The sequence below is a fragment of the Rhizobium sp. 10N427 genome (genome assembly GCF_056394605.1).
Window position 1 is genome coordinate 253,133 of the sequence record NZ_JBFTID010000006.1, and the last position, 21,958, is coordinate 275,090.

Sequence of the window (21,958 nt, forward strand, 5' to 3'; positions counted from 1 at the left end):
CTCCTTAAGCAGTGATAACTGGGGATGCGGCAAAATGCTCCTCGGACACTTTACCTCTCAATCGAAGTCCAAGTTCGTTCGAAAACTTGAGGGCGGCGGCAAGCGGTCGATGGTGAATTGCAATATTTGCGATTCGGCCATCTTGGTTACGCGTGATGACTGTAACCCCGGATATTGGCACCCCGCCGAACGCGGTTGCTCGCCATTCCAGATACTGGCGTCCCGGTCCTGTAGACTGCTCCGTAAACTCAAGCGACTCGTAGATTTGACTTGCCGCTTCCATAACGTTCTTAACGTCGTCGCGACCGACAACCGGCTTATAGAGAGTTGCTGCCTCTAGAGCCACGTTCTGATCAAACGCGTCGGCGAATGCAGACGAGGACTTTTGAGCAAAGGCGCCTTTCCAGTCGCTCGCGCCTGACGAAGAGCCCACCACTTTGATCAGGTCTTGGATTAGGTCCGCGACAGCCTGAGGCTTTTCGTAGTGTAGCCAATGTCCGGCACCTGGGACGGAGACCTGTCGTTGACTCTTGAATCGCGCGGCTACCCGGTCGGCCATTTTGGCGTCTATGAACGGGTCGCTTTCGCCGCGGACAATTAAGACGGGTCCCGCAAAAGTACTGGTTGGTTCCGTCGTTGATAGCCCATCGTTCCAAAGGTCTACGAGAGACGAGACATTGTTTGCAGACACGTCCTCGCCGAGCTTGTTAAGCGCGTCGAGTTTCTCGGATGTCAAGTTCCGCGATAGGTAAGCTCTGACATTGCGCTGAGCGTCCTTATTCCCGCCCAAAGCGTAGAAGTCGCTCACCACTTCGGCTGGTGCGTTAACTCCTGACAGGGGCACGGGAGTCACTAGCAATAACGCACGAACTCTCGCGGGACGGGCGACTGCCACCAGTTCGGCAATTTGGCTCCCCATGCTTTGCGCTACAACGACTACATCGCCGGAAACTACGTCGATGATCGACGCGATGTCATCTCGATATCGCTCAAGAGTGATCTTCGATTGATCGTCCTTTAGGCCTCCCATGCCGGGCAGATCAGTAGTTATGATCGAGACTGCAGCGCCAGAAAGCAAATCCACTAGTGGATTCCAGACCTCTGCCGAGTCCAAAAATCCATGAATAAACAGCAGAGTGACAGGCCCCGCACCGGTACTTTTGAACGGAATGCGGGCGGTCGTTTCCTTGGTCATGTTCTCCTCCCGAGAAACGTTTTCCAAAAACCGTTTGCTAGAACGGCTGCCCAGTTATAAGTCTTATATGCCCCTAATTTCAAGAGGGCGTCTCGATAACCATTGGAGGAATGGCTTTGGAAAGACTAAATGTGGAATTTGCCGCCGAGGGCGGCGTTACCTTGGCTGGCTGGCTCTTCCTGCCCAACGGAATTCAAGGAAGATTGCCCGCGATATCCATGGCACACGGATATGCGGGAATTAAAGAGCAGGGACTAGAGCCGTTTGCGAAGGCCTTTGCCGATGCTGGGTTCGTCGTGCTGCTTCATGATCACAGAGGATTTGGCGCAAGTGGAGGTGATCTTCGCCACGACGTCGATCCCTGGCGGCAGATTGCCGATTGGCGTCGCGCCATTTCGTTCCTCGAGTCGCGGCCAGAAGTCGATCCAGATCGAATTGGCATCTGGGGTACAAGCTACGCCGGCGGTCACGTGCTCGTTCTTGGCGCTACCGATCGCCGTGTGAAAGCTGTCGTCTCCCAGGTTCCTACGATTAGCGGATATGAGCAGGGACTAAGGCGTATTCCCCCAGATGGTATCCCCAAGCTCGAAGAGCTTTTCTCAGAAGATGAGCGTGGTCAGCTTGCGGGATTTCCGCCGCGACGACAAGCCATCGTTAGTGATGATCCGTCGATCGCTGCTTCTTACCGGACCACCGACGCGATTTCTTTTTATACTCAACCAGTGCCGAGAGGGGCTTGGGAAAACAATGTCACCGTGAGGTCGACACGCTCTGCACGTATGTATGAGCCGGGGACTTGGGTTGGGCGCGTCTCACCCACGCCGTTGCTAATGGTTGTCGCGATGAACGACACGATTACCGTTACCGACCTTGCCTTGACTGCATATGAAAGAGCGCTGCAGCCGAAGAGGCTTATGACAATCCCAGGCGGCCACTTCGATCCGTATCTGGGGCAATTCCCAGCCGCGAGTACCGCCGCCGTCGCTTGGTTCAAGGAACATCTGAACAGCAAGGGAGAAAGCTAATGAGCCATCTGCGCTACGACATCGACAAAGGCGTTGCCCGCATCGTCCTTCAGAACCCTCCTCAAAATCGCCTTTCTCCGCAAATGCTGGAAGAGTTCTCCGATGCTATCACGATAATCAGCGACAGTAATGCTCGTGCTCTTATCATTGCCGCCGATGGTCCTGACTTCAGCTTCGGAGGCGACATCGTTCCATGGGTCGACTTGAACGAGCGTGAACTGAGAACGCTGTTCGAGGGATATCTCAATGCATTTAACAAGTTTGAGCGATTGTCCATTCCGACGATTGCGGCTGTTCGCGGACTGTGCTTTGGCGGCGGCCTTGAGTTGGCTGTTCGTGCCGATGTGGTTTTTGCTTCAGAGGACGCTAGATTTGGACACCCAGAGCAATCTCTCGGAATCGTCACGCTCCTCGGAGGTGTATACAGGGTAGCCGAAAAAGCCGGTCGGGCGAAGGCTATGGAGTGGGCTTTGACATCCGAACAAGTCCCGGCGGAGACGATGGCGCATTACGGCGTTGTCAATCGCGTGGTGGAAGCCGCCAGGCTTGATGCCGAAGTGGACGCTTTCGCTAGACGCATCGCTGGAGGACCAACAAAGGCACACGCTGCCCACAAGGCATTGCTGAGGATATGGGCTAACGGAGGCCTTGCTGTCGCGGACGAGGCCATGTTCGATATCGCAATGCCTCTCTTCAAGACCGCTGACGTTCTAAAAGCGCTGCCGACATCAGTCGAGCTTTTCAAGGCTGGAAAGCCGAGACCGACCTTCGACTTCAAGGGTGAGTAGTGAGATGCGATACCCCGCCGGTCCTGCCGGCGGGCACCTATCAGCTGGGTGTGTTGGTCTTAGGCGGCGCGTCGCTAATTGTAACCCCTGGACCGACCAAGACCTGCTTTCCGTTGTCCAAGGTCGCGATAAGGCCATCACTGTATACCTTCACCGACGCCACTGTGCCAGAAACCGGATTGTCACCAGATGTCTGGACATACTTTCCTATATAGCTCTGTGCGATCTGCAGGCTGCTCTGGGTGAGCAGACTGTCAAGCTTCTGGTTCGATTGGATTGTCTGTTCGACCTGCGAAAAACTAGCAAGCTGAGCTAGCTGCTGCGCCGGATCGGAAGGAGCAGTGGGATCCTGGTTCTTTAGCTGTGCGATTAGAAGTTGGAGGAAGCTATCGTAATTCAACATAGCCTTATCGCTGGCCGTCTTACTTCCGGCCTGCGAAGTTGGGTCAGTTGTATTCCCCGTGTTCCCGGTGCCGTTAGTTGTGCTCGCAGCCGCCTTATTAACCTGTCCAACCACCGTCATTGTATCCTCGGCTTTCTCATTATGAACCTCAGACGTCGAACGGATCTCTCAAAAAGTCCTATCGACTCAAGCATGATGCCCATCATGTTTGAGCCTTATTTTGGATTTAGTTCAAGTCTCTGTAGCTGCAGTTCGGCGTTTTTTTGTTTCTTGGAGAGGGCTTCCCAAGGATCGAAGGACATTAGCCAGCAATTCATCGGAGAGCTGATGGCCCGAGCAGGCCCTGGCCAACACCACCGAACCGACCATTGTCGCGAACTGCGTAATCGCCCCCTGTCTTGCTTCTTCAGGGCTATCAGATTTAATCCCGGAGGCAAGTTGCTCGACTACTTTGTCGATGTGTTCAGCAGCAATCTCGCGAAAATCAGTGTCTCGGGCAATTTCCGGGCCGCAAGCCGCAAGCACGCAGCCATTCTGGGGCTCATCACGGTGATCGGCCGAGACATAGTATTCGTATATCTGCGAATTTCCGCCACTCGCCGCCAGGGACTTCAGGGTCTGCTGAAGCTGAGCAGTGGTCCTTGCGATAACCTCACGAGCAAGAGACGCCTTTGAAGGGAAGTGGTTATAGAACGGCCCGTGCGTCAAACCGGTGGCTTTCATTATGTCGTTGATCGAAACGCCGTCAAAACCTTTGGACCTGAAAGCGCGTCCAGCTTCTTCTAGAATGCGCTGGTGCTTCTCTTCGGTCTCGTGTGCTGGATATCTCATTCCGGGTCTCCTTTGTGCTTGACCTAATAGCCGCAATGTAATCAAAAATGAAGCATGATAACCGTCATGCTTGTGACTTGGTCGAACGGGGTCTTCATTTGCTAATCTCTTCTAATGCTCGCCTGGCGACTGATCTGGCCGCCGGTCAAAAAAACGGCGTTTCCGAGTCCCATCCCAAGGAAATGTTTGAGATCTCGTTAGCGAGGGTCGCGAAAGAGGGCGGATTACCTCGCCGCTCACTTTCCTGAGGCCGATCTGCGCCCACTCGAGAACGGCCTGATATGCACAAATTGGCCAGCAGATATATTCAAAGAATATGTAGTTGCTGGCTACTTGGGAAGAAGTGAGTTCGTAAGTCGCGCCCGGCGCACAATCCTTCCACTCTTCGGAAGCAACATAATTTTTCCAGTGGATGGCAGCCGATCTTCTGACCCGCTGCGCAAGGTTTTCGCGCGCCGTGGTATCGCCGCGACGCTCGCCTTCACCTTGTGCGATCATGAGGGCCGACGTTTCCTGTTTTTCTTTTCAAGGGAAGCGGAGGAGGGTTGGGAGCCTGATGCTCCCAGGGTACTTTTCGACACTATCAGGATAATTGAAGAATTAGCCGCTCAATCAAACATCGGGTCGGTCGACCATTTGTCGATGCGTGAGATCGAATGCCTCGGTTGGGCAGCTGCAGGAAAAAGCAGTTTCGAAACCGCGGCCATACTGAGAATATCAGCGCATACGGTCAACGGCTATATGAAGAGTGCAATGAGGAAAATGGACGTCGTCAATCGTATGCAAGCAGTTGCTAAAGCTTGTAGATTAGGCATTATCTGAACGGCCGCATATAGTGTCTGCAAATACCAATTCAAAACAAAAGGCAGGCTTCACCTTGGTCCTGAGCGGTAGCCTCTCGTATTCCACGGACCCTTCGCGGGTAATCGGAGTCCCGACGTCGATACCAAGGATGCCAATGTAAGGACGCTCACACCATCGTGAATGAGCTGTCCGCTCCCTTACGCTAAATGAGGCCTCGCCTAATCGCGATAGCGACCGCCTGTACTCGATTACTTGCGCCAAGTTTCTTTGCTGCTGCAAGGAAATGACCGTTTACGGTCTGTGGAAGCAGGCCGAACCCGTTTGCGATTTCTTCACTCGTCATGCCTTTCTCAGAGCGCGAGGCACCTTAGCTCCGTCGGCGATAACCTCAGTTGATCTGCTCCATATTTGCGCATCAGCGAGCGTGTAATTCTTCCATGCAGGACTGGTGAAACGAACTCGAGATATTCCATCTCGTCAGAAGCAAAAGCATTGCTGCGTGCCACGATTACTGCGCCAAACGGACCGCCTTGACGTTCGATGGGGACAATGGCGCGAGCGAAAATTCCGAAGTCAGCTAGGAGTGATTGGAGGCCAGGCGGAGACTCATGAAGCTTATACGCTTGCAAATCGGTGACCGAACGTCGTGTTTCAGCCGCGGCGAGAATGAGTGGGTCCTTATCATTAAAGTGCCCAAGCACGTACTTCTCGACGAAAAGCGGAGGAAAATCAGTATCAACGGACTTCGCGGTACCGGCCTCGTAGCCCGGAATATCCAAACCGCAGATCCAAATATAGTCAAACGGCACCGCGACGCGAAGCCTGGTCAAGACAGCGTCAGCTTCGAGACGTCGCCTGGCGGGCACCGATCTTAGGTCAGGATAATCTTGTTCCAAGCATGTGCCTTCCGTGTATTTGGCCCTGGAGCCTGATTCGATTCACTATTCCTTAGCACGTCATCCATATTTTTTGGCTTGAAATGACACAGGCCATAATGCGCGTGATTGGGCTTGATGTTGGAAATTCATAATAGAAAGCATTGAGATGCCAAAGAGTGTTGCCTCAGCGGAGTTTATTCCGGCATATCCACGTGCTCAAAATTCAACGTCAACCTTCGCTCCAACCGCTCCAACCCGCGAGGTTGAGACCTTACTAAGAGACCGGGAGGCGCGGCTCCTGCTGTTATCAAAGCGTCTAGATCTTACGCTACAGGCATCGGGTGTAGGATCGTGGGAGTTTCACCCCTTCGACGGCGTAATGGTTTGGGACGACCGGATGCGCGAGATCTTCGGTATAACAGCGTTAGCCGAGACGCTTGGGTACGAGCACTTTCGAGCGATGGTTCACCCGGAAGACCTGTCCCTTGTCGAGGATGCACTAAATGCGGCTTTCACCGGGAATATGCCGCTCAAGGGCGAATTTAGGATCTTCAATGCCGACGGGAATCTGAGGCATGTCCGCGCCCACGGAATTGTCCACACTCTTGAGGACGGCGAGCGTATTCTGATCGGCGCAAATTGGGACATCACGGGTGATGTCCTTGCGCAGCGCGAGGCTCGCCTAGCGGAGGAACGCGCAAGGAAACAGAATGAGGAACTTCAGGAGATAAGGGCTGAGCTGGAGTTCCAAGCTTTGCATGACTCACTCACGGGGCTGGCAAATCGCCGGAGTATTGAGCTTGACCCACATCTACTTTTCAAACGGATAGCGCCGAAGGACACGATCGCTTGTCTCCATGTCGATCTTGATCGCTTCAAGTCGGTCAATGACACAGGTGGCCATGCGCTAGGTGACTCTGTGCTTCAAGCAATGGCTGGCCGACTGAGAACCATTTGTGGCAGCGAGGATATTATTGCGCGCACAGGCGGAGATGAATTCGTCATACTCCAAAAATGCGAAGCAGAGCGCGAGGAAGTCACTGCTACCGCGGCGGCGATTGTTGCTGCATGTCGGGAGCCGATAAGAATCGGTCGTCGCAGCTTTCGCCTCGGTGCAAGCGTAGGAATTGCCTTCCAGAATGCTGGCTCGCCCCTAGCAACGCTCATCTCCGACGCTGACATTGCGTTGTACGAAGCTAAACGTCGGGGAGGAGGTCGCTACTCTGTCTTCTCGCCGCGGCTCAGGGAGAAAGCAGTAAATGAGCGGGAGCTTGCCGAGGAGGTGCTGAGCGGTCTAGAGCGGTCTGAGTTCGTTCCGTTCTTTCAGCCGCAGATTGACGCAAAAACAAGGAAGATTCTGGGAGCTGAAGCGCTTGCTCGATGGTCGCATCCCTACGACGGAATTTTACCTCCGACCAGATTCCTATCGGCGGCCGAGCAGGTGGGGCGGCTGGGAGATCTCGATGGCATGATCTTAGAGAAAGCCTTGGCGACGTTCGATCGCTGGCAACGCGACGGGGTGCAGATCCCCAGGATAAGCGTGAACATCTCTGCCCAACGGCTGAAGGACGACGACTTTATAAAAACATTGGGATCAATCGGGAACCGTGCGGGCGTGTTATCGTTCGAACTGCTAGAGTCCATCTCCTTCGACGAGCGTGACGTGCAGCTTTCGCAAGCTGTTGACAAAATTCGGGGGCTTGGGATTCAGATTGAACTCGATGATTTTGGCACGGGTCACGCTTCGATAGTTAGCTTGATGGATTTGAAGCCAGACAGGCTGAAAATTGATCGAAAGTTAGTCGCTCCAATCGTCGCCAACAGGGCGCAGAGGGCCTTACTTGCCTCGCTTATCGAGATTGCGAAGGCCCTCAACATCGAAGTAATCGCGGAGGGTGTTGAGACCAGCGAGCACGCCGACCTACTTGAGGAGCTCGGCTGCGATGTTTTGCAAGGATATTTGTTTAGTCCGCCTGTCACAGCGGACGAGATCGCACGTCTGGCGGGCCGGCCTTCCGGAGATCGAAGTTAACGTGAAATTCATATCTTTTACATAGTTATCAACGTAGCGACGGCCCACGAAAACTTGGGCTCGCCAATTTCGACTTGAAATATCATGGCTCAGCTTTACAAAGAATCGACCCCACCCGGAGTTCTCGCGGTGCAGTTTCTCGACGACGATTTCAAAACCAACTTCGAAGAGCGTCGAGAGGAGATCGCCCGCCGCTTTCCGGGAAGTACCGAGAACCAGCTAGAGCATCTGACACTTCGACTAGAATTAGCCTTGGAAGCGTTGGAGGCAGGAGTGTGGGAATATCGCCCGGGATCGGGTGAACTTCTTTGGGACCGACGGATGCGTGAACTGTTCGGTGTGCTGGATGCGACCGATGGCCCGACCTACGAAATCTTCAAGAACTCCCTCCATACGGACGACATCGCGGTTGTCGAAAGCGCTTTGTCGACATCGCTTGAGACAGGTCGCAAGCTCAGCGGGCAGTTCAGGATAACACGTCCGGCTGGTGAAACGCGCCATATCCGAGTGAGCGGAATGCCATTTCAATTACCCAGTGGCGAAACGATCATGGTCGGAGCCAATTGGGACGTCACGGAAGACGTGGCGATTCAGGAAGAGCTACGAGCATCGGCCCTGCGCGCGAAGGCGCAAAACGAGAGATTGGAAGCAGCACATTATGAGATGGAGCGATTGGTGCTCCACGACCCGCTAACAAATCTGCCGAACCGCCGGTATCTGGAGCGATTTATAACTAGCAAGGAGCATGCGGGGAAGCGTGCGGCCTGTTTGCAGATCGATCTCGACCATTTTAAGGAAGTGAACGACACTGATGGTCACGCTGTTGGCGATGAAATACTGAGAATCGCCGCGGTGAGGCTGTTCAATAACCTCCCAGAAGCTAGCGTCTTGGCACGCCTTGGCGGAGACGAATTCGTCGCGATAATACTCGCCTCGAACGCCAGAGCGATCGCCCGCACTGCGGCGGCAAACCTTCTGACCGCTTTCAGCAAGCCTCTTTCAGTTGGAGGGCGCGCTTACACGATTGGTCTTAGTATCGGAATCGCTACAGCGGACGAGGGGCCATCCAACGCATTATTGGCGGTCGCCGACAAAGCGCTCTACGATGCGAAGCGCGATGGGCGCGGACGCGTCGGTGAGCGCTGACGCCATGGAGGTCAAACCTGGGCTGCGTGCTCCAGCTCAGATTTAACCGCAGTAATTTTGGATCTGCTCCATGACGTGGCCGGTTGAAACCTCGAGCGGTATTCGTTTGGGCTCACGCCGATTGTCTTAGCGAATGCCCGACGCATTGCGTGCACGTCTCCAAAACCCGATACCGTCGCAATGCGCTGCAGCGGCTGGTTGGTGTCCTCCAACAGTCTCCTCGCTGCATCGGTTCTCGCTGCAGTGATGAAATCGATCGGCGTTATGCCAAGTTCCTGCCTGAATACGCGGCCGAAATTTCTAGTACTCATTCCAACCTTAGTCGCTACCGTTTCAATCGATAATGAAGTGGCTAAATTTGCCAGGATGTAATCCTGAGCTCGCTGGATCAGCGTTGTTTCCGACATTTGCCCCACGAGATGAGCGCTGAACTGTGATTGGCCGCCGGGGCGCTTCATAAACATCACCATATACCGCGCCACAATTAGCGCGACCTCTCGACCGTAATCCTCTTCAACGAGTGCCAAGGCGAGATCGATGCCAGCGGTGACTCCTGCCGCGGTAATAAGCGAACCGTCGCGAATATAGATGGCATCTGCGTCCATCTCGATATCCGGGAAATCGCGGCTGAACTTTGGTGCACACTCCCAGTGTGTCGTAACGCGCTTCCCGTCTAGTAAGCCTGCGGCAGCCAGGAGGAAGACACCCGTGCATATCGAGCCGAAACGTCGAACAGTCGGAACGCGGCGGCGCAACCAAATGATCACTTGCGGATCGATTGCCTGAAACGAAGGGTCTCCCGCTACGAGGAGCGTATCGATCGGTTCATCGTCATCAAATATTGTACAGTCCGCAACAAACCTTAGTTGGCCCGTCCCGCTGATCGATGGCCCGCCCGTCGACATTATTTGAATGTCGTACTTCGTCATGTCACCAAGCCGCCTCGCGGCCTCCCAAAAGACCTCGGCCGGCCCGACGATATCGAGAGACTGAACTCCCGGGGGAGAGAGGATGACTATCCGCATGGTTCAGACCTTTCCATTGGGGAATGTGATACTTTTGACATGCAAGCCGCGCGCCAGATGGTTGTTCTTCGGATATGGCGACTATTCAGATGATAGTTTTTTCCGTAGCCGATAGTAAGCTCCGCAAGTCTTTCCGTAGCTGCGTCCTCGATTTCCACCGCGTGTTGCCGTACGAAGGCAAGGCAATCCGCTGGCTGCGGCTCGCGACCAAAGACAGCGCGAAAAGCACGGCGGTGAATGAAGCAGATCCCGCCGTTGGGGGCGGGAAACTGCAGAGCGTCGAGGTCGTGGACCCATTGCAGGGTCACTTCTCCACTCCAAACCGACCGTAGACTGCTGCGCCTAACGAGCCGAGCATGACCCAGAAAAGGAAGCTTGTAATCACGGCGGCCGCGATGAACTGCTGCTCAAGTGCAGCAGGAGCAAGACCATGCTCACCCTCTGGTGCAACTGGTGCTCCGATCAGGTGCGGGAGAGCGATCATAATAGTGGCGAGCACCGCGGCCCACGCCGTTCTGTTGAATGCGATTAGGGCGATCCCGGCCGCCGTCGCAACGGCTGTGCCCACCCACCACAGCTGACGAGCATCAAGCGGAGCGGAGGGCGTGCCCGGTAGCTCTGGCGGCAGACCCAGCATCGGCGCGAGCATTACCGACGCAAACGCTGCGAGTCCCCAGAAGATGCCTTCCCGCCAAGTTACGCGCTTGCCGCGAAGCGCCACCAGCCCGATAAGCACGAGAGCGTAGCCTATTGACGTCAGAATGTTTGCGACAAGCGTGAAGGACAACCTTTCAACGCCGTCGCTGGGCTCCCACGCGGCCTCTTCATGTTGATGCGAATGAGCTGTCGTTGGCTCGGCAACGCTATCTGCGTCGTGGTGATGCTCGCTGCCAGCTCTCTCGTACACCTCCGCTTGGGCGATGAGCTGAATGGTTCCAAAAAACTGCACAGCTGTTGTTGCTGTTCCAACTATCAGCCCGACCAGAACTGAAGCGAATACGATGGATCTGAAAAGCGGCATCACCAAAACTCCTAGTGGCAGGGGAATGCGTTTGCGTGGCGCGTATCGTGGGCGGCGTTGTGCACCGCTTCCAAATGCGAGAACCCAACAAAGCCGACGATAGCAATGCCGAAGAATGCTGCTGCTGCGGATTGCAAGAGTCTCGATGCCCCAATGGAAATGGCGGGGCGGGTGGCGGAATGGGTCGTAGAAGCTGACATGGAAATCTCCACTTTTGAGAGTTGGTGGTTGATCAGGCCGCCAAAGCGGCCTTGATCTCGTCGGGGTTGATGATGCCGGCCTTCACAACGGCAGTTTCGAGAGCCGTCAAGAACTGATCGTAGTAGTTCCACGAAGACCGATCGTCTGGGTGAGCATCCTCCCAAGACTTGATGGAAGCGATTAGCTCATCTCTGAAGTCATCCCACTCGAAGTATCCGTGCTTCGCGAGGGCTAACGCCATTCCGAAGGACGATCGTTCCCATTCAGAGCCAAAGCAGAGGGTGCCGTTTGCCCTTGGAGGGTTGTCTGCCTCTCCCATCATCTCGGTTACAGCGAAGTGTTCGAACTGAGTGAGCATCTGGTCTTCCTCAGGCTGCCTTGGATATGGCAACGCCCATCATAGCTTCGGGAGTTACAAGGGCTTCCAGCTCCTGCTCGGACATATTGTCTGTCCCTGCCGGCCGCTCCGGAATGACAAACCATCGAATCTGAGCACTGGAATCCCATACTTTGACTTCGACTTCGTTGCTGATAGGGAGCCCGAACTCTGAAAGCACGGCCCGCGGCTCGCGAGCTGCGCGACTCCGGAATGTCGGATCCTTGTACCAATACGGTGGAAGACCCAGGACCGGCCAGGGATAGCAGGAGCACAGTGTGCAGATGATGAGATTGTGAATGCCCGGCTCATTGGCGACCGCACGCATATGTTCACCCTCTGCACCCGCCATTCCTTCCGGAAGCTTAAGTTCGGCGATTGCCTTGGGAGTGTCTGCAACCAGTCGATCCTTAAACGAGGGATCGACCCATGCGCGCGCTACGATTTTCGCGCCGTTGAAAGGCCCCATCTTAGTCTCGAAGAAAGCGAGAACCGTATCGACGGTTTTGTCGGTAATAACCCCCTTTTGGATCAGGAGGGCTTCGAGCGCGCGGACCCGCGCGGCGCTATATGCCTCGCGATCGGCTCGGTATTGAAAGCGATCTAACATGTGTTTTCTCCAGGTTTCTGTCTGTTCCGAGTTAGGCTGCTCGAGCAGTCGCAACTGCCTCTGGTGCCGCGACGTAGTGAGAGTAGAGGTCCGCGTAGAGGCTGAAGTTCGGCTCAGCGTTGTCAGGCCAGAGTTCGCCCGGCTCAAACTTGACGCAGTAGACCGGCATCGCCGCCCCGATGCCATCCGAGCCGGTATCGCAGAGATAAGTGTAGGCCCCCGGGTAGACGGTCTCGATCACGCCGGTCTGATTTCGAAGAAAGCCCGGCAGGCGAGTGTGCTCGACGCTAGGCACATCCTTGATGGAAACCTGATCACCAACGGCGAAATCGAACTCGACAGCGACGTCGCGCTTGGGGCTATCCCCTTCAACCAGATACCGGACAACGCGATCATCAATTGCCCGCTCTTCGCGCTGAGGGAGCGGCTTGGCCGCGTCAGCATAGTATTCCTCGGTGAGCGCATCGAGCTCCTGAGCGGTGATGTATCCACGCTCGATAAAATAACCCGAGATGCCGCCCAGCCACTTTTCGTAGTAGCGATACTTGAAATAGTCGAACGGGTTGAGGCTTTCGGCTCCCTTGCGCAGGTCGGCCCAGGTCCAGACCGTGGTGAAGGTCGAAGGTGTCGCAGGAAGCGGAAGTTGGGAGGACAGCGCCATCATCGCGGTGTGAATACCGAAAATGCGGGTCTCCCACTCTTCAACGAACACGCGGGTCTCGGTGCTTACGGGGCCGAGGCCCTCAAGGCCCCCGAGATAGTGTTGGAGTTTCATTCGATTACCCTTTCGTTGGTTGCAGGTAAGTTTATGCCGTGGCGGTCTTCTTGGCCGCGAGGAGGTTTGTACCGATCTCGGAAAGCAAGCCGAACACGCCACCGAGAAGCATTGCGGCCATCGCTACAAGGGTCGGGTGGTTCAGTCCCGAGGTAGTGACGGTTGTTCCCGTCGCTGCTGTCGTCCCGACGAAGGACGCAAATCCGAATACAATAGCCGGGGGGAAATTCAGGATCGGGATCGCGGAGACGAGAACCATCGCCGATGTGCCAGCCCCTACAAGAATGGCGGCAAAGATTGGATGCTCTGGACCGAATTGTATGACAAGCAGCGTGATGGACGCGATTATGATCCCTGTCCAATTCGAGACGATTGATTTGGCCAAGCCATGCTGGCCCCCGCCACAGGCGAAGAATGATGCCCAAGCGATGAACGTCACCCAAACGGGGACCGGGAACACAGTGGCGGTGATGTAGGTATCGATTGCGCCCAGTACGCCCAGGCTGATCATTGCGGCGATAAGTGGTGGCATTTCATCATCTCCTTGTTACGGTGGTTAGGAAGCGAGTGCGGGGAGGGGCATGCGGCAGCTCAGGAAACCGTGTCTGAGCATTGCTTCGTCAAGGTTGCGGCCGATGAACACGATCTCGGTCAATCTCTCGTCCGACATCCACGGTTTCCCGGGGCGACCTTCTAGGGTCATGTGGACGCCATGAAACACATAGCGGCGAGCTTCGTTGGCGAAGTTTATGACCCCCTTCATTCTGAAGAGGTCCTGTCCGATCTCTTGGGTAAGTCGAGAAAGCCACCCATTGAAAAGTGTCGGATCAAGAGGGGAGGTTTCTTTGAAGGCGACGCACGATACGGCCTGATCGTGCTCGTGTTCGTGGTCATCGAGAACAAAAGGGTCAATGTTCAAGATGTTCTTGAGGTCAAATGCACCGATATCCAAAATCTCACGCGGTTCGATGTTGCATCGGCTTGTGCAGACAATTTTTGCAAGAGGGTTGAGGAGACGGATGGTTCTTTCGGTCTGCGCAGCGTGCTCTTCAGATTCAAGATCGACTTTGTTCAACAGGATCAGGTCAGCGAAGCTTATCTGCTCTACTGCTTCGTCTTGTGCTAGCTGGCGTTCAATGTGACGTGCATCCACGACAGTAAGGATCGCGTCGAGCTGGAGTCTTGCAGACAGCATTTCGTCTAATATGAATGACTGAATGACCGGCGCAGGGTCGGCAAGGCCGGAGGTTTCTATGACGAAACGGTCGATCTGACGGCCCGAGCGCAGAAGGCCATGGATTGCGGAAATCAGATCGTCCCGAACGGTGCAACATATGCATCCGTTATTTAGTTCGACGACGTCGTCTTGCGTGCTGACAACGAGCTTTCCATCGATACCTACTTCACCATATTCATTGACGATGACAGCGACTCGCTCGCTTTCTGTCTCAGTCAGGATCCGGTTTAGCAGTGTGGTTTTGCCTGCGCCCAAGAAGCCGGTTATAATGGTGGTCTTGATCTTTGACATTGCCGTTCTCCGTCTTAGCGCGCACGTGTCCGTTCCCCGGTGTGAGGGGGTCTGGCTCAGCGCCCAGATTGGTCTGGAAGTGTTTGGTACCCTTGGCGGGTGTGGGAGAATTACAAGCTAAACGTAGTTGTCGCACAATGTCTGACACAGTGCGTTTTAAGCCAAATTAGGGGTATATCACGCCATTTTGTGATGAAAAAATATGCGCGATCAAATTATGGGCATATTAGCCTGTTTGAAAGCAACTGATGTCTAAAATGACGTCAATTCGGAATTGAAAGGTAAAAACCAGTATGCGTTGCATGCAAGACGCGCCATCCCTACGAATACGAGGTTAGGGCGAAGATGACCGAGGCCTGATAAGACGCAGACTGCTGACACGCACAAATGAACACTCCGCCGGCGACGGCGGAGTTGCAGTGAGATTCAGGCATTCCGCCGTCTATTCTCGCGTGTCAGGTATGAGATGTTATGTGCACGGAAATGCTTTTCGGGCTCGTGCGCATTCGAGGACGTGGGCGCGGAGGGAACAATAAAAGCACCGACCAATTCGCGGAGGCGCGTCGCTCGGCGGCCAGGGCATTGGAAGCCGCAGTCGATTGCTCAACCATCGCGGCGTTTTGCTGTGTTGTCTGATCCAAGAGATTCACAGCGGAATTCACCTCCACAAGACCAATATTCTGCTCCCGTGAAGACGTCGCCACCGAGTCCATCTGTGCGTTGATCTCGGCGATGTAGTTGCCGATGCTTTTGAGAGCCTCTCCAGCGTCCCGCACCAGTACGACGCCACTTCCGACCTGGTCGGTTGAGTTTCGAATGAGGCCCTTGATCTCTTTCGCCGCCTGTGCCGACCTTTGCGCCAGTTCACGAACTTCTTGGGCGACAACCGCAAAGCCTTTACCAGCTTCGCCAGCACGTGCCGCTTCCACTCCCGCATTCAGTGCCAGGAGATTTGTCTGGAACGCGATCTCATCGATCACACCAATAATGTTAGAGATCTGTTGAGAGCTGCCTTCTATGCGCTGCATCGCGTCCTCCGCTTGAGCTACAACTTGCGCCGACTCGACCGCACCTCCATTGGCCTGCGTCGCAAAGGAACGTACCTCCTCGGTCCTCTTGCTCGATGCGGCCACATTCGCCGTAATCTCGTCCAGAGCCGCTGCGGTTTCTTCAAGCGAAGCCGCCTGTTGTTCGGTTCGGCGCGAAAGATCCTGCGCGCCCAAAGAAATCTCGCGGGTGCTAGCGTCGATAGAGTTCACGCTGTTGGTGACGGCGGCCAACACGGAGCCCAGACGTAACACCGACTGGTTAAAGTCCTGGCGCAAGCCCTCGAACTCTTGAGAAAATGGCTCTAGGAGCTGGAATGCCAGATCGCCCGACGCCATTCGTTCCAAGCCAGCCGCCAAACCCGAAGTGGCAATCTTCAGCCGCTCGCTTGCTTCCCGCTCGGCTTTCTCCTGAGTGGAGATTCTCATTTGCTCCGCCTCCTCGCGCGAGGCCTGGGCTTCGCGCTGAAGCTTGGTGTTTTCAATTGCTGCCTGCCGAAACACTTCCACCGCGTCCGCCATGGAGCCGATCTCATCAACGACCATTGCCGAGTATTTTGGATTTGATGCGCCTGATCGATAACAAAGGTCGCCGGTTCTAACCGTCCAAGGCGAGCATGTAGGCGGATGGCGATCTGGGGCACGAGGCGAGGGCCGCCGTCTCAAACTTGCTCGGCAGGAAACGAGCTAAGACCCCGCCTAATTTTTCGGGGCCGGGCATTTGCCGGGCCGGTTTAGTCGGCGCACCGGCGCGGAGGTGCTATCACCTTTTCTCCGGTCGTGTGGCTGTGGTGCGGGCTGGTCATCGGCCCGCATCAAGCTCTTACGCAACCCGGTTCAGCGCGTCGCCGATCGTGACGACGATGTTTTCGATCTGCGATGGCGCCGCGGATTGTGATTACTGGTCCCAGTTGCCGGGCGTCAGCGTGGAGGCGAACCGCCGCCAGATCTATCGGACAGGCTCGCAAGCTCGTCCGATCACCTGCCTTCATCACTCTCGTCGTGCCAAGTGCCGGGCGGTCGGTGAACCCTCATTCAATAGTTTTGCCATTGATCGGTCAGCATTGCGCTGTTCGGCGAAAATCGACCATGCGGCGATGAACAAAGCCGCGATCAAGGGGCCGATGACGAAGCCGTTGATACCGAAGAGGGAGATGCCGCCGACTGTCGAGATCAGCACCACGTAATCGGGCAGCCGCGTTCCCTTTCCCACCAACGGTGGGCGCAGCAGATTATCGACCAGCCCGATAACGAAGATGCCGACGAGGACCAGGATCGATGCTTTCAGCCAGGCACCTGTGAGGACCAACCAGATGGCAGCCGGACCCCATACAAGTGCGGCTCCGATTGCAGGAAGCATCGATAGGAACGTCATCGTCACACCCCACAACAGAGCAGCCTCTACACCAAGAGCCCAAAATGCCACGCCGCCGATCGTGCCCTGGATGATCGCTATGATGACGTTTCCCTTTACGGTAGCGCGCACCACTGCGGAAAACTTGTCGAGAAACTGCCGCGTGTAATCGTCGCTGAGCGGGATGGCATGCCGGACTTTGCCGCTGAGGTCAGCGCCATCTCTGAACAGGAAGAAAAGCAGGTAAAGCATGATGCCGAAGCTGATGAACAACTGCAGGGTATTTTGACCAAAGCTGAGCACGCTGCCGCCGATCGACCGGCTCGCCTGTACGGCGGCAGACGAAATGTTCGTGCCCAATTCGGGAAACCCGCCGAGCTTCAATGAGGTCAGCCAGTTGTCTATAAAGGGCGGCAGGGCATTCTGGATCCGGACCAGAGATCCGTTGAGATCAATTTCGTTGCTGCTGATACGTTGGTACAGGCTGGTTCCTTCCTGGATAAGTGAACCTAGAATGATCATTGCAGGCACGATCACGAGGCATATGCACATCAGCACCGTCAGCAGGGCGGCAATGCCGCGGCGGCCGCCTAACAAATGCTCCAGCCGCTTATGCACTGGAAAGAAAATGATTGCGAGGATGACGGCCCAGAAGACAGCGCTATAATAGGGAATGAGCAGCCAGATGAACGCGATCGTCACAACTGCCAGAAGAACGTAAAAGCTCGTACGCTGAATTGACATGCCTGCGTTGCTCCCCGCCAGTTTCTTTTTTCACCAGCCATAGACGAATTAAGCACAAGACAGCTTCGGCAGGTGAGGCGGCTCCTTATGCGTTGGGAATCTTGGAGTCACTCGAAGCGTGCGGGCCATTGCATCTGCTATAGCATGATTGGTGTAGGGCTTTGGGAAAACCGGCTTCCCTCGGGAAGGCTACTCTCTTCGAGGATCTCCATGCCGGAAACCACGATCAACTTCACCGGCGGCCATCGATTGCGGATGTAGTGGGATAGCTTGATACCATCCATCGTCCCCGGCATCTGCACGTCGGTGAATACCAGGTCGATATCGGCTCTCGATTCCAGGATGCGAATTGCCTCGTCGGCGCTGTTTGCTTCAAGCGCCTCGTAGCCTGCAGATTGCACCAGGTCGACGGCTTCCATCCGAAGAATTGCGGTGTCTTCGACCACCAGCACGACTGCCTTGCCATTCAACATATGCCACTCGATTTCTGTGTGAGCCTGGAAAGTCCGGGCGGTTAGCGTTCAGTGAGTGATCGGTTTTTATGCCGCGGCCGGGATCCTGGTTCGGCGGTCGGCGCCGCCGCGGTGACTGATAGTAACGACAGTTCCGGGATTGGCATCAGACAGCTTTATCTCGCTCTGCAAATTCCTTGCCAGCGCTTCGACGATGCCAGTGCCAAGGCCGGCCTTGGGTGTAGCGCTGCCTGCTGGCATGCCGACGCCGTTGTCAGAGACGGTTAGGATCCAGTCATTGGCCTCCGAGCGATAATCGATCACAATCCTGCCCGTCTCCTGTTTCGGGAAGGCGTGCTTCAGGGCATTAATCACTAATTCCGTGACGATCAGTCCCAGGCTGACGGATACGTCAGCTTCAACGGCGCTATCATCGACGGTGACGGCGATAGAGAGCCGGTCCTCATCGGCAATCATCGAAGCGCCAATGCTCTCGCCAAGTTGCGTGAAATAGCTGCGAAGCTCGACGATGCCGACAGATGATGTTGAGAGTTGTCGTTGCACCGCTGCGATCGACATAACCCGGTTATGGGCGTTGTGAAGATGTCCACGAGCTTCCTCTGACTGCACCCGACGCGCACTCTGCATGAGAACGCTCGCGATAATCTGAACACTGTTTGCCACCCGGTGCTGAACTTCCTGAACGAGGATTGCCTTCTCCCGGACCAAGTCGTCTTTCTGTTTCTCTTAGGCTCGTGCATCGGCCACGTCGGTGATCGCCACCAGCAGTCGGATATGGTCCTTGTTGCCGTCGTCCAGAACCTGCGCATTGACGATCAACTGTCGTGTCTTCCGCTCAAACCGTTTGAGGTCGATCTCGTAGGCTTCTATCCTGGCACTGCCGGAGGCGGTCGCCTTTAGCAGCGAGGCAAGCTTCGGCATTGCCCATTCGCCGTCTCCGAGCTCACTGAGCGCCCTGCCGGGAATTGTCGCGGGATTGATCTCAAAGGTCCGGCAGAACGATGCACTGGCTGCAATAACCTTTTGGTCTGCGGACAGGAAAAGCAGCGGCTCGTTCGACGAGACCACTATGGCAAGCGTGCTCGCCGCTTCAAAATGAGCAATCGGTTCTCTTGACATGGAAATGGCCCTCAGGGGCCGAAAACTCGCTCAGCGAGCCATCACTCGGCAGGAACGCCGCCAACGGAGACCTAAACGGACGCTCTGGCATAGCGTAGCACGTCCACTGTGGATCAGCACCACACTTAATTTGACACTTCAGGTTATATAAGGCGGCTGTTCAAAGATCGTCCGGGATATCGCAGCCGGAGGCTCTTGACGATCCAGCTAGTTTTGACCTTGCTGACACAACGGGCCGGACGCACCATGACAGCCGTCGCGTTCGGGCTGTCGTCATCGAGCCCTTTTAAACGCTCGGAAGTTGAGGAAGGATTGCATGCTCGTGCCGAGATAGCGTTCTGCGGGTAGTGGAGGCACAAGCCAGGAAATGCCGCGTCCAGTCGTGCAGAACCTGCAGCAGTCTATCACCGACGATTGCATCAGCCGCTATCCACGGCGTCCCCTCAGTGCGCCATGAATATTGGCATGCTGCTCGGCTCGATCATGTCTCGCGTCACCGTCACGATGGTCGATCCGCTCTCGCGAAAGCGGGTGAATGGAGGAGAGCCAGGCGCCGATATGCCAGCACTATCGATTTGTAATTGGGCGAGAGCGGCCGCCTTCCGCGGTTGATGATGACCGGCGTCGGCGTATCGAACAAAGCGCCATCCATGACGCGTTTCTGCAGTTCCTCGTCGTTGCACGCTTTACGGCTGACAAGAACGACGTCGGCCTACAGCGCCCGAATGATCAGTCGTGTTCTGGGAATCGAGACGGGCACGGCTGATGTGGCCGAGTTCATCCGCCGCCTGGTCTTCAGCACGCTGACCGGCAATGGCGACATTCACTTGAAGATCTGGTCGCTTGTCTATTCCGATCGTCGCACACCGTGTGGTGACTTTCAGCCCGAAGGAACACTGTGCTCTTGCCCGGGTTAGTGCTCCGAGATCAATCCGATCTCTCATGGAGGAAATAAAATCATGGCATCGACAAGGGGATCGCACGGCAGCAAAGCCGGTAGCAAGTCTGGTGGCGCCAAGAGTGCGTCCTCGAAGGAAAGCTCAAGCTCGTCGTCAGGCAAGCAGGGTGGCTCGCACGAGCAGCACGTAAAAGCGGGCGAACAAAGCCACAATAACTCAAAGTAACAGAGCGATCGCAAGCCGCTTCGGCGGGCATTACTGTCGCCAATGGCTCGACGCATCGCCAGCGAACCGAGAACGCAACCTACAGGAGATTTTGGATGAAAGTACGAGAATTTATGACTGCTCAGGTGGTCGCTGCCAAACCGACCGATACCGTCGAAGATGTGGCAAGGATGATGTCTGAGATAGATAGCGGCGCCATTCCGGTGATTGAAGATGACCTCGTCATTGGGATGATCACTGATCGCGATATCGTCATACGCGTCATCGCTGAGCGCAAGGATGGTTTCACGCCTGTCTCCGAAGTTATGACGCAGGGGGTCGAAAGCTGCCTTGAGGATGACGACATTGCTGAGGCTGCGAGGAGAATGGCCGAATTACAGATGCGCCGGCTCGTCGTGTTCAACAGTGAGGGCGAGCTTTCCGGCATCATCTCACTCGGCGACATAGCGATAGAGCATCAGGGCAATTTGGCGACTGAAGCGCTTGAGGAAATCTCACAAGATGAATGATGTCCTTGCTCTGCGCGAAACTACCGACGCCTCTGCGAGCCAACCGTGATGACGGCTGGGGTCGAGGATCGAACCGCGGAGGAAATCGCGGCACGACGCGTGCGACGCGCTGAACGGCGGCTGAAGCAGCGCGAGGCCAACATCAATCGCGCCGCCAAGATGCATCAGGTGCGGATTGCCGCTCCTCCGACTGGCAAACCAATGCCCGAGGATCGCCTCCTAGGTCGCGTCCATATCGGCTGCTCCGGGTGGTACTACTGGCATTGGAAAGGGAATTTCTATCCCTCGGATGTTTCGCCGGGCCAATATTTCTCGATCTATCAAGAGCATTTCGCGACAGTCGAGCTCAACGCGCCGTTCTATTCCTGGCCGACCATCAGTTCGGTCAAGACCTGGATCCGCCAAGCCGGGCCGGGCTTCGTCTACACCATCAAGGTCTGCGAGCTGATCACCCACATCGAGCGGTTTGAGAAGACTAAGACCCTGATTGAGGATTTCGGCTATATCGCCGATCTTCTCGGCCCGCAGATGGGATGCTTTCTGTTTCAGCTGCCGCCGAGCGTCCATTACAATCCGGACATGCTGCAGTCCATTCTGGCGCAGCTTGATTCACGCCACAGGAATGTCGTCGAGTTTCGTCACAAAAGCTGGTGGAACCAAGAGGTTTTCAACGCCTTCAAGGCAGCGGGGGCAATCTTTTGCTCTTGCAGCGGTCCTCGGTTGCCTGACGAACTCGTATGTACCGCCGATGATATCTACATTCGGTTCCACGGGATCGAACAATGGTATCGCCACGACTATTCTGACGATGAGCTCATGGTTTGGGCCGAGCGCATAAGCAGGAGCGGAGCGAAAACGATATGGGCGTATTTCAACAACGATCGTGACGGTCATTCAATCAAAAATGCCAAGAGACTAGCAGAGATGCTCAGTCTCGCCCTGTAAGTTTGA

General features: G+C 55.4%; 21 protein-coding genes and 5 pseudogenes. 9 read left to right on the plus strand and 17 right to left on the minus strand.

Annotated features, from left to right (window positions below; genetic code table 11):
* Positions 1–4: 4 nt before the first annotated feature.
* Positions 5–1,195 carry an alpha/beta fold hydrolase gene (locus tag AC1DIJ_RS15500; RefSeq protein WP_112389288.1) on the minus strand — a complete coding sequence of 397 codons (1,191 nt, stop codon included), beginning with the start codon at positions 1,193–1,195 and terminating at the stop codon, positions 5–7.
* Between the two features lie 116 nt (positions 1,196–1,311).
* On the opposite strand from AC1DIJ_RS15500, the gene AC1DIJ_RS15505 reads away from it, so the two are divergent.
* Both AC1DIJ_RS15505 and AC1DIJ_RS15510 read left to right on the plus strand, forming a co-directional pair.
* A complete protein-coding gene (locus AC1DIJ_RS15505) occupies positions 1,312–2,220 on the plus strand; it encodes an alpha/beta hydrolase (protein ID WP_310295306.1) in 909 nt (302 codons plus the stop codon).
* Entirely contained in the window at positions 2,220–3,008 is a 789-nt protein-coding gene (locus AC1DIJ_RS15510) for an enoyl-CoA hydratase/isomerase family protein (protein WP_112389286.1), read from the plus strand. The genes AC1DIJ_RS15505 and AC1DIJ_RS15510 overlap by 1 nt, the downstream gene beginning before the upstream one ends.
* A gap of 40 nt (positions 3,009–3,048) precedes the next feature.
* On the opposite strand, the gene flgD is transcribed toward AC1DIJ_RS15510, so the two are convergent.
* Both flgD and AC1DIJ_RS15520 read right to left on the minus strand, forming a co-directional pair.
* Positions 3,049–3,531, minus strand: coding sequence for a flagellar hook assembly protein FlgD (gene flgD / locus AC1DIJ_RS15515; RefSeq protein WP_112389285.1), 483 nt, complete (start codon positions 3,529–3,531; stop codon positions 3,049–3,051).
* 111 nt (positions 3,532–3,642) lie between these two features.
* The gene (locus AC1DIJ_RS15520) at positions 3,643–4,242 is read right to left on the minus strand and encodes a TetR/AcrR family transcriptional regulator (RefSeq protein ID WP_112389284.1); all 600 of its coding nucleotides are present in this window, start codon (positions 4,240–4,242) and stop codon (positions 3,643–3,645) included.
* A gap of 234 nt (positions 4,243–4,476) precedes the next feature.
* On the opposite strand from AC1DIJ_RS15520, the pseudogene AC1DIJ_RS15525 reads away from it, so the two are divergent.
* Both AC1DIJ_RS15525 and AC1DIJ_RS15530 read left to right on the plus strand, forming a co-directional pair.
* Positions 4,477–4,773, plus strand: a pseudogene (locus AC1DIJ_RS15525) (autoinducer binding domain-containing protein); the annotation flags it as partial.
* Between the two features lie 111 nt (positions 4,774–4,884).
* Positions 4,885–5,064 carry a helix-turn-helix domain-containing protein gene (locus AC1DIJ_RS15530; RefSeq protein ID WP_477831469.1) on the plus strand — a complete coding sequence of 60 codons (180 nt, stop codon included), beginning with the start codon at positions 4,885–4,887 and terminating at the stop codon, positions 5,062–5,064.
* Between the two features lie 184 nt (positions 5,065–5,248).
* Here AC1DIJ_RS15530 and AC1DIJ_RS15535 read toward each other — a convergent pair whose 3' ends face one another.
* Positions 5,249–5,389, minus strand: a complete 141-nt coding sequence (locus AC1DIJ_RS15535; RefSeq protein ID WP_477831449.1) for a LuxR C-terminal-related transcriptional regulator — start codon at positions 5,387–5,389, stop codon at positions 5,249–5,251.
* A 7-nt stretch (positions 5,390–5,396) separates the two neighbouring features.
* The gene (locus AC1DIJ_RS15540; protein WP_477831450.1) at positions 5,397–5,942 is read right to left on the minus strand and encodes an autoinducer binding domain-containing protein; all 546 of its coding nucleotides are present in this window, start codon (positions 5,940–5,942) and stop codon (positions 5,397–5,399) included.
* Between the two features lie 148 nt (positions 5,943–6,090).
* On the opposite strand from AC1DIJ_RS15540, the gene AC1DIJ_RS15545 reads away from it, so the two are divergent.
* Together AC1DIJ_RS15545 and AC1DIJ_RS15550 are read left to right on the plus strand one after the other, a co-directional pair.
* Positions 6,091–7,956: a GGDEF domain-containing phosphodiesterase gene (locus tag AC1DIJ_RS15545; RefSeq protein ID WP_112389281.1), complete on the plus strand. Its 1,866-nt coding sequence runs from the start codon at positions 6,091–6,093 to the stop codon at positions 7,954–7,956.
* An 84-nt stretch (positions 7,957–8,040) separates the two neighbouring features.
* Positions 8,041–9,102, plus strand: a complete 1,062-nt coding sequence (locus AC1DIJ_RS15550; protein WP_112389280.1) for a sensor domain-containing diguanylate cyclase — start codon at positions 8,041–8,043, stop codon at positions 9,100–9,102.
* 11 nt (positions 9,103–9,113) lie between these two features.
* Here AC1DIJ_RS15550 and AC1DIJ_RS15555 read toward each other — a convergent pair whose 3' ends face one another.
* The 12 genes and pseudogenes from AC1DIJ_RS15555 to AC1DIJ_RS15610 all read right to left on the minus strand — a co-directional run bounded on the left by AC1DIJ_RS15555 (position 9,114) and on the right by AC1DIJ_RS15610 (position 19,374).
* On the minus strand, positions 9,114–10,127 hold the full coding sequence (locus AC1DIJ_RS15555; RefSeq protein WP_112389279.1) for a GlxA family transcriptional regulator: 1,014 nt from the start codon (positions 10,125–10,127) through the stop codon (positions 9,114–9,116).
* Between the two features lie 304 nt (positions 10,128–10,431).
* The gene (locus AC1DIJ_RS15560; RefSeq protein WP_112389278.1) at positions 10,432–11,148 is read right to left on the minus strand and encodes a CbtA family protein; all 717 of its coding nucleotides are present in this window, start codon (positions 11,146–11,148) and stop codon (positions 10,432–10,434) included.
* 11 nt (positions 11,149–11,159) lie between these two features.
* Positions 11,160–11,354, minus strand: a complete 195-nt coding sequence (locus tag AC1DIJ_RS15565) for a CbtB domain-containing protein (protein WP_405049612.1) — start codon at positions 11,352–11,354, stop codon at positions 11,160–11,162.
* A 26-nt stretch (positions 11,355–11,380) separates the two neighbouring features.
* Positions 11,381–11,707, minus strand: coding sequence for a nitrile hydratase accessory protein (locus tag AC1DIJ_RS15570; protein WP_112389276.1), 327 nt, complete (start codon positions 11,705–11,707; stop codon positions 11,381–11,383).
* A gap of 10 nt (positions 11,708–11,717) precedes the next feature.
* Positions 11,718–12,335, minus strand: coding sequence for a nitrile hydratase subunit alpha (gene nthA / locus AC1DIJ_RS15575; protein WP_112389275.1), 618 nt, complete (start codon positions 12,333–12,335; stop codon positions 11,718–11,720).
* A gap of 31 nt (positions 12,336–12,366) precedes the next feature.
* Positions 12,367–13,110 carry a nitrile hydratase subunit beta gene (nthB, locus tag AC1DIJ_RS15580; RefSeq protein ID WP_112389274.1) on the minus strand — a complete coding sequence of 248 codons (744 nt, stop codon included), beginning with the start codon at positions 13,108–13,110 and terminating at the stop codon, positions 12,367–12,369.
* A gap of 31 nt (positions 13,111–13,141) precedes the next feature.
* Positions 13,142–13,642, minus strand: a complete 501-nt coding sequence (locus AC1DIJ_RS15585; protein WP_112389273.1) for a DUF1097 domain-containing protein — start codon at positions 13,640–13,642, stop codon at positions 13,142–13,144.
* A gap of 24 nt (positions 13,643–13,666) precedes the next feature.
* On the minus strand, positions 13,667–14,638 hold the full coding sequence (locus AC1DIJ_RS15590) for a CobW family GTP-binding protein (protein ID WP_112389272.1): 972 nt from the start codon (positions 14,636–14,638) through the stop codon (positions 13,667–13,669).
* A 426-nt stretch (positions 14,639–15,064) separates the two neighbouring features.
* Positions 15,065–16,221: pseudogene (locus AC1DIJ_RS15595) on the minus strand (methyl-accepting chemotaxis protein); the annotation flags it as partial.
* Between the two features lie 454 nt (positions 16,222–16,675).
* Positions 16,676–17,782, minus strand: a complete 1,107-nt coding sequence (locus AC1DIJ_RS15600; RefSeq protein WP_112389271.1) for an AI-2E family transporter — start codon at positions 17,780–17,782, stop codon at positions 16,676–16,678.
* A gap of 48 nt (positions 17,783–17,830) precedes the next feature.
* A pseudogene (locus tag AC1DIJ_RS15605) lies at positions 17,831–18,255 on the minus strand (response regulator).
* A 66-nt stretch (positions 18,256–18,321) separates the two neighbouring features.
* A pseudogene (locus tag AC1DIJ_RS15610) lies at positions 18,322–19,374 on the minus strand (sensor histidine kinase).
* 722 nt (positions 19,375–20,096) lie between these two features.
* Here AC1DIJ_RS15610 and AC1DIJ_RS15615 point away from each other — a divergent pair.
* The 3 genes and pseudogenes from AC1DIJ_RS15615 to AC1DIJ_RS15625 form a co-directional block, all read left to right on the plus strand.
* Positions 20,097–20,243 (plus strand): annotated as a pseudogene (locus AC1DIJ_RS15615) (type II toxin-antitoxin system HipA family toxin); the annotation flags it as partial.
* A 350-nt stretch (positions 20,244–20,593) separates the two neighbouring features.
* Positions 20,594–21,007, plus strand: a complete 414-nt coding sequence (locus AC1DIJ_RS15620; protein WP_112389269.1) for a CBS domain-containing protein — start codon at positions 20,594–20,596, stop codon at positions 21,005–21,007.
* Between the two features lie 48 nt (positions 21,008–21,055).
* Positions 21,056–21,952: a DUF72 domain-containing protein gene (locus AC1DIJ_RS15625; RefSeq protein WP_310295319.1), complete on the plus strand. Its 897-nt coding sequence runs from the start codon at positions 21,056–21,058 to the stop codon at positions 21,950–21,952.
* Positions 21,953–21,958: the final 6 nt, after the last annotated feature.

Coding starts and splice junctions, on each gene's coding strand:
- AC1DIJ_RS15535 (WP_477831449.1), bottom strand. CDS start 5,389: ATGACGAGTGAAGAAATCGCAAACGGGTTCGGCCTGCTTCCACAGACC.
- AC1DIJ_RS15620 (WP_112389269.1), top strand. CDS start 20,594: ATGAAAGTACGAGAATTTATGACTGCTCAGGTGGTCGCTGCCAAACCG.
- AC1DIJ_RS15600 (WP_112389271.1), bottom strand. CDS start 17,782: ATGTCAATTCAGCGTACGAGCTTTTACGTTCTTCTGGCAGTTGTGACG.
- AC1DIJ_RS15500 (WP_112389288.1), bottom strand. CDS start 1,195: ATGACCAAGGAAACGACCGCCCGCATTCCGTTCAAAAGTACCGGTGCG.
- AC1DIJ_RS15520 (WP_112389284.1), bottom strand. CDS start 4,242: ATGAGATATCCAGCACACGAGACCGAAGAGAAGCACCAGCGCATTCTA.
- AC1DIJ_RS15545 (WP_112389281.1), top strand. CDS start 6,091: ATGCCAAAGAGTGTTGCCTCAGCGGAGTTTATTCCGGCATATCCACGT.
- nthA (WP_112389275.1), bottom strand. CDS start 12,335: ATGTTAGATCGCTTTCAATACCGAGCCGATCGCGAGGCATATAGCGCC.
- AC1DIJ_RS15510 (WP_112389286.1), top strand. CDS start 2,220: ATGAGCCATCTGCGCTACGACATCGACAAAGGCGTTGCCCGCATCGTC.
- AC1DIJ_RS15560 (WP_112389278.1), bottom strand. CDS start 11,148: ATGCCGCTTTTCAGATCCATCGTATTCGCTTCAGTTCTGGTCGGGCTG.
- AC1DIJ_RS15585 (WP_112389273.1), bottom strand. CDS start 13,642: ATGCCACCACTTATCGCCGCAATGATCAGCCTGGGCGTACTGGGCGCA.
- AC1DIJ_RS15550 (WP_112389280.1), top strand. CDS start 8,041: ATGGCTCAGCTTTACAAAGAATCGACCCCACCCGGAGTTCTCGCGGTG.
- AC1DIJ_RS15625 (WP_310295319.1), top strand. CDS start 21,056: ATGACGGCTGGGGTCGAGGATCGAACCGCGGAGGAAATCGCGGCACGA.
- AC1DIJ_RS15530 (WP_477831469.1), top strand. CDS start 4,885: ATGCGTGAGATCGAATGCCTCGGTTGGGCAGCTGCAGGAAAAAGCAGT.
- AC1DIJ_RS15555 (WP_112389279.1), bottom strand. CDS start 10,127: ATGCGGATAGTCATCCTCTCTCCCCCGGGAGTTCAGTCTCTCGATATC.
- AC1DIJ_RS15570 (WP_112389276.1), bottom strand. CDS start 11,707: ATGCTCACTCAGTTCGAACACTTCGCTGTAACCGAGATGATGGGAGAG.
- AC1DIJ_RS15590 (WP_112389272.1), bottom strand. CDS start 14,638: ATGTCAAAGATCAAGACCACCATTATAACCGGCTTCTTGGGCGCAGGC.
- flgD (WP_112389285.1), bottom strand. CDS start 3,531: ATGACGGTGGTTGGACAGGTTAATAAGGCGGCTGCGAGCACAACTAAC.
- nthB (WP_112389274.1), bottom strand. CDS start 13,110: ATGAAACTCCAACACTATCTCGGGGGCCTTGAGGGCCTCGGCCCCGTA.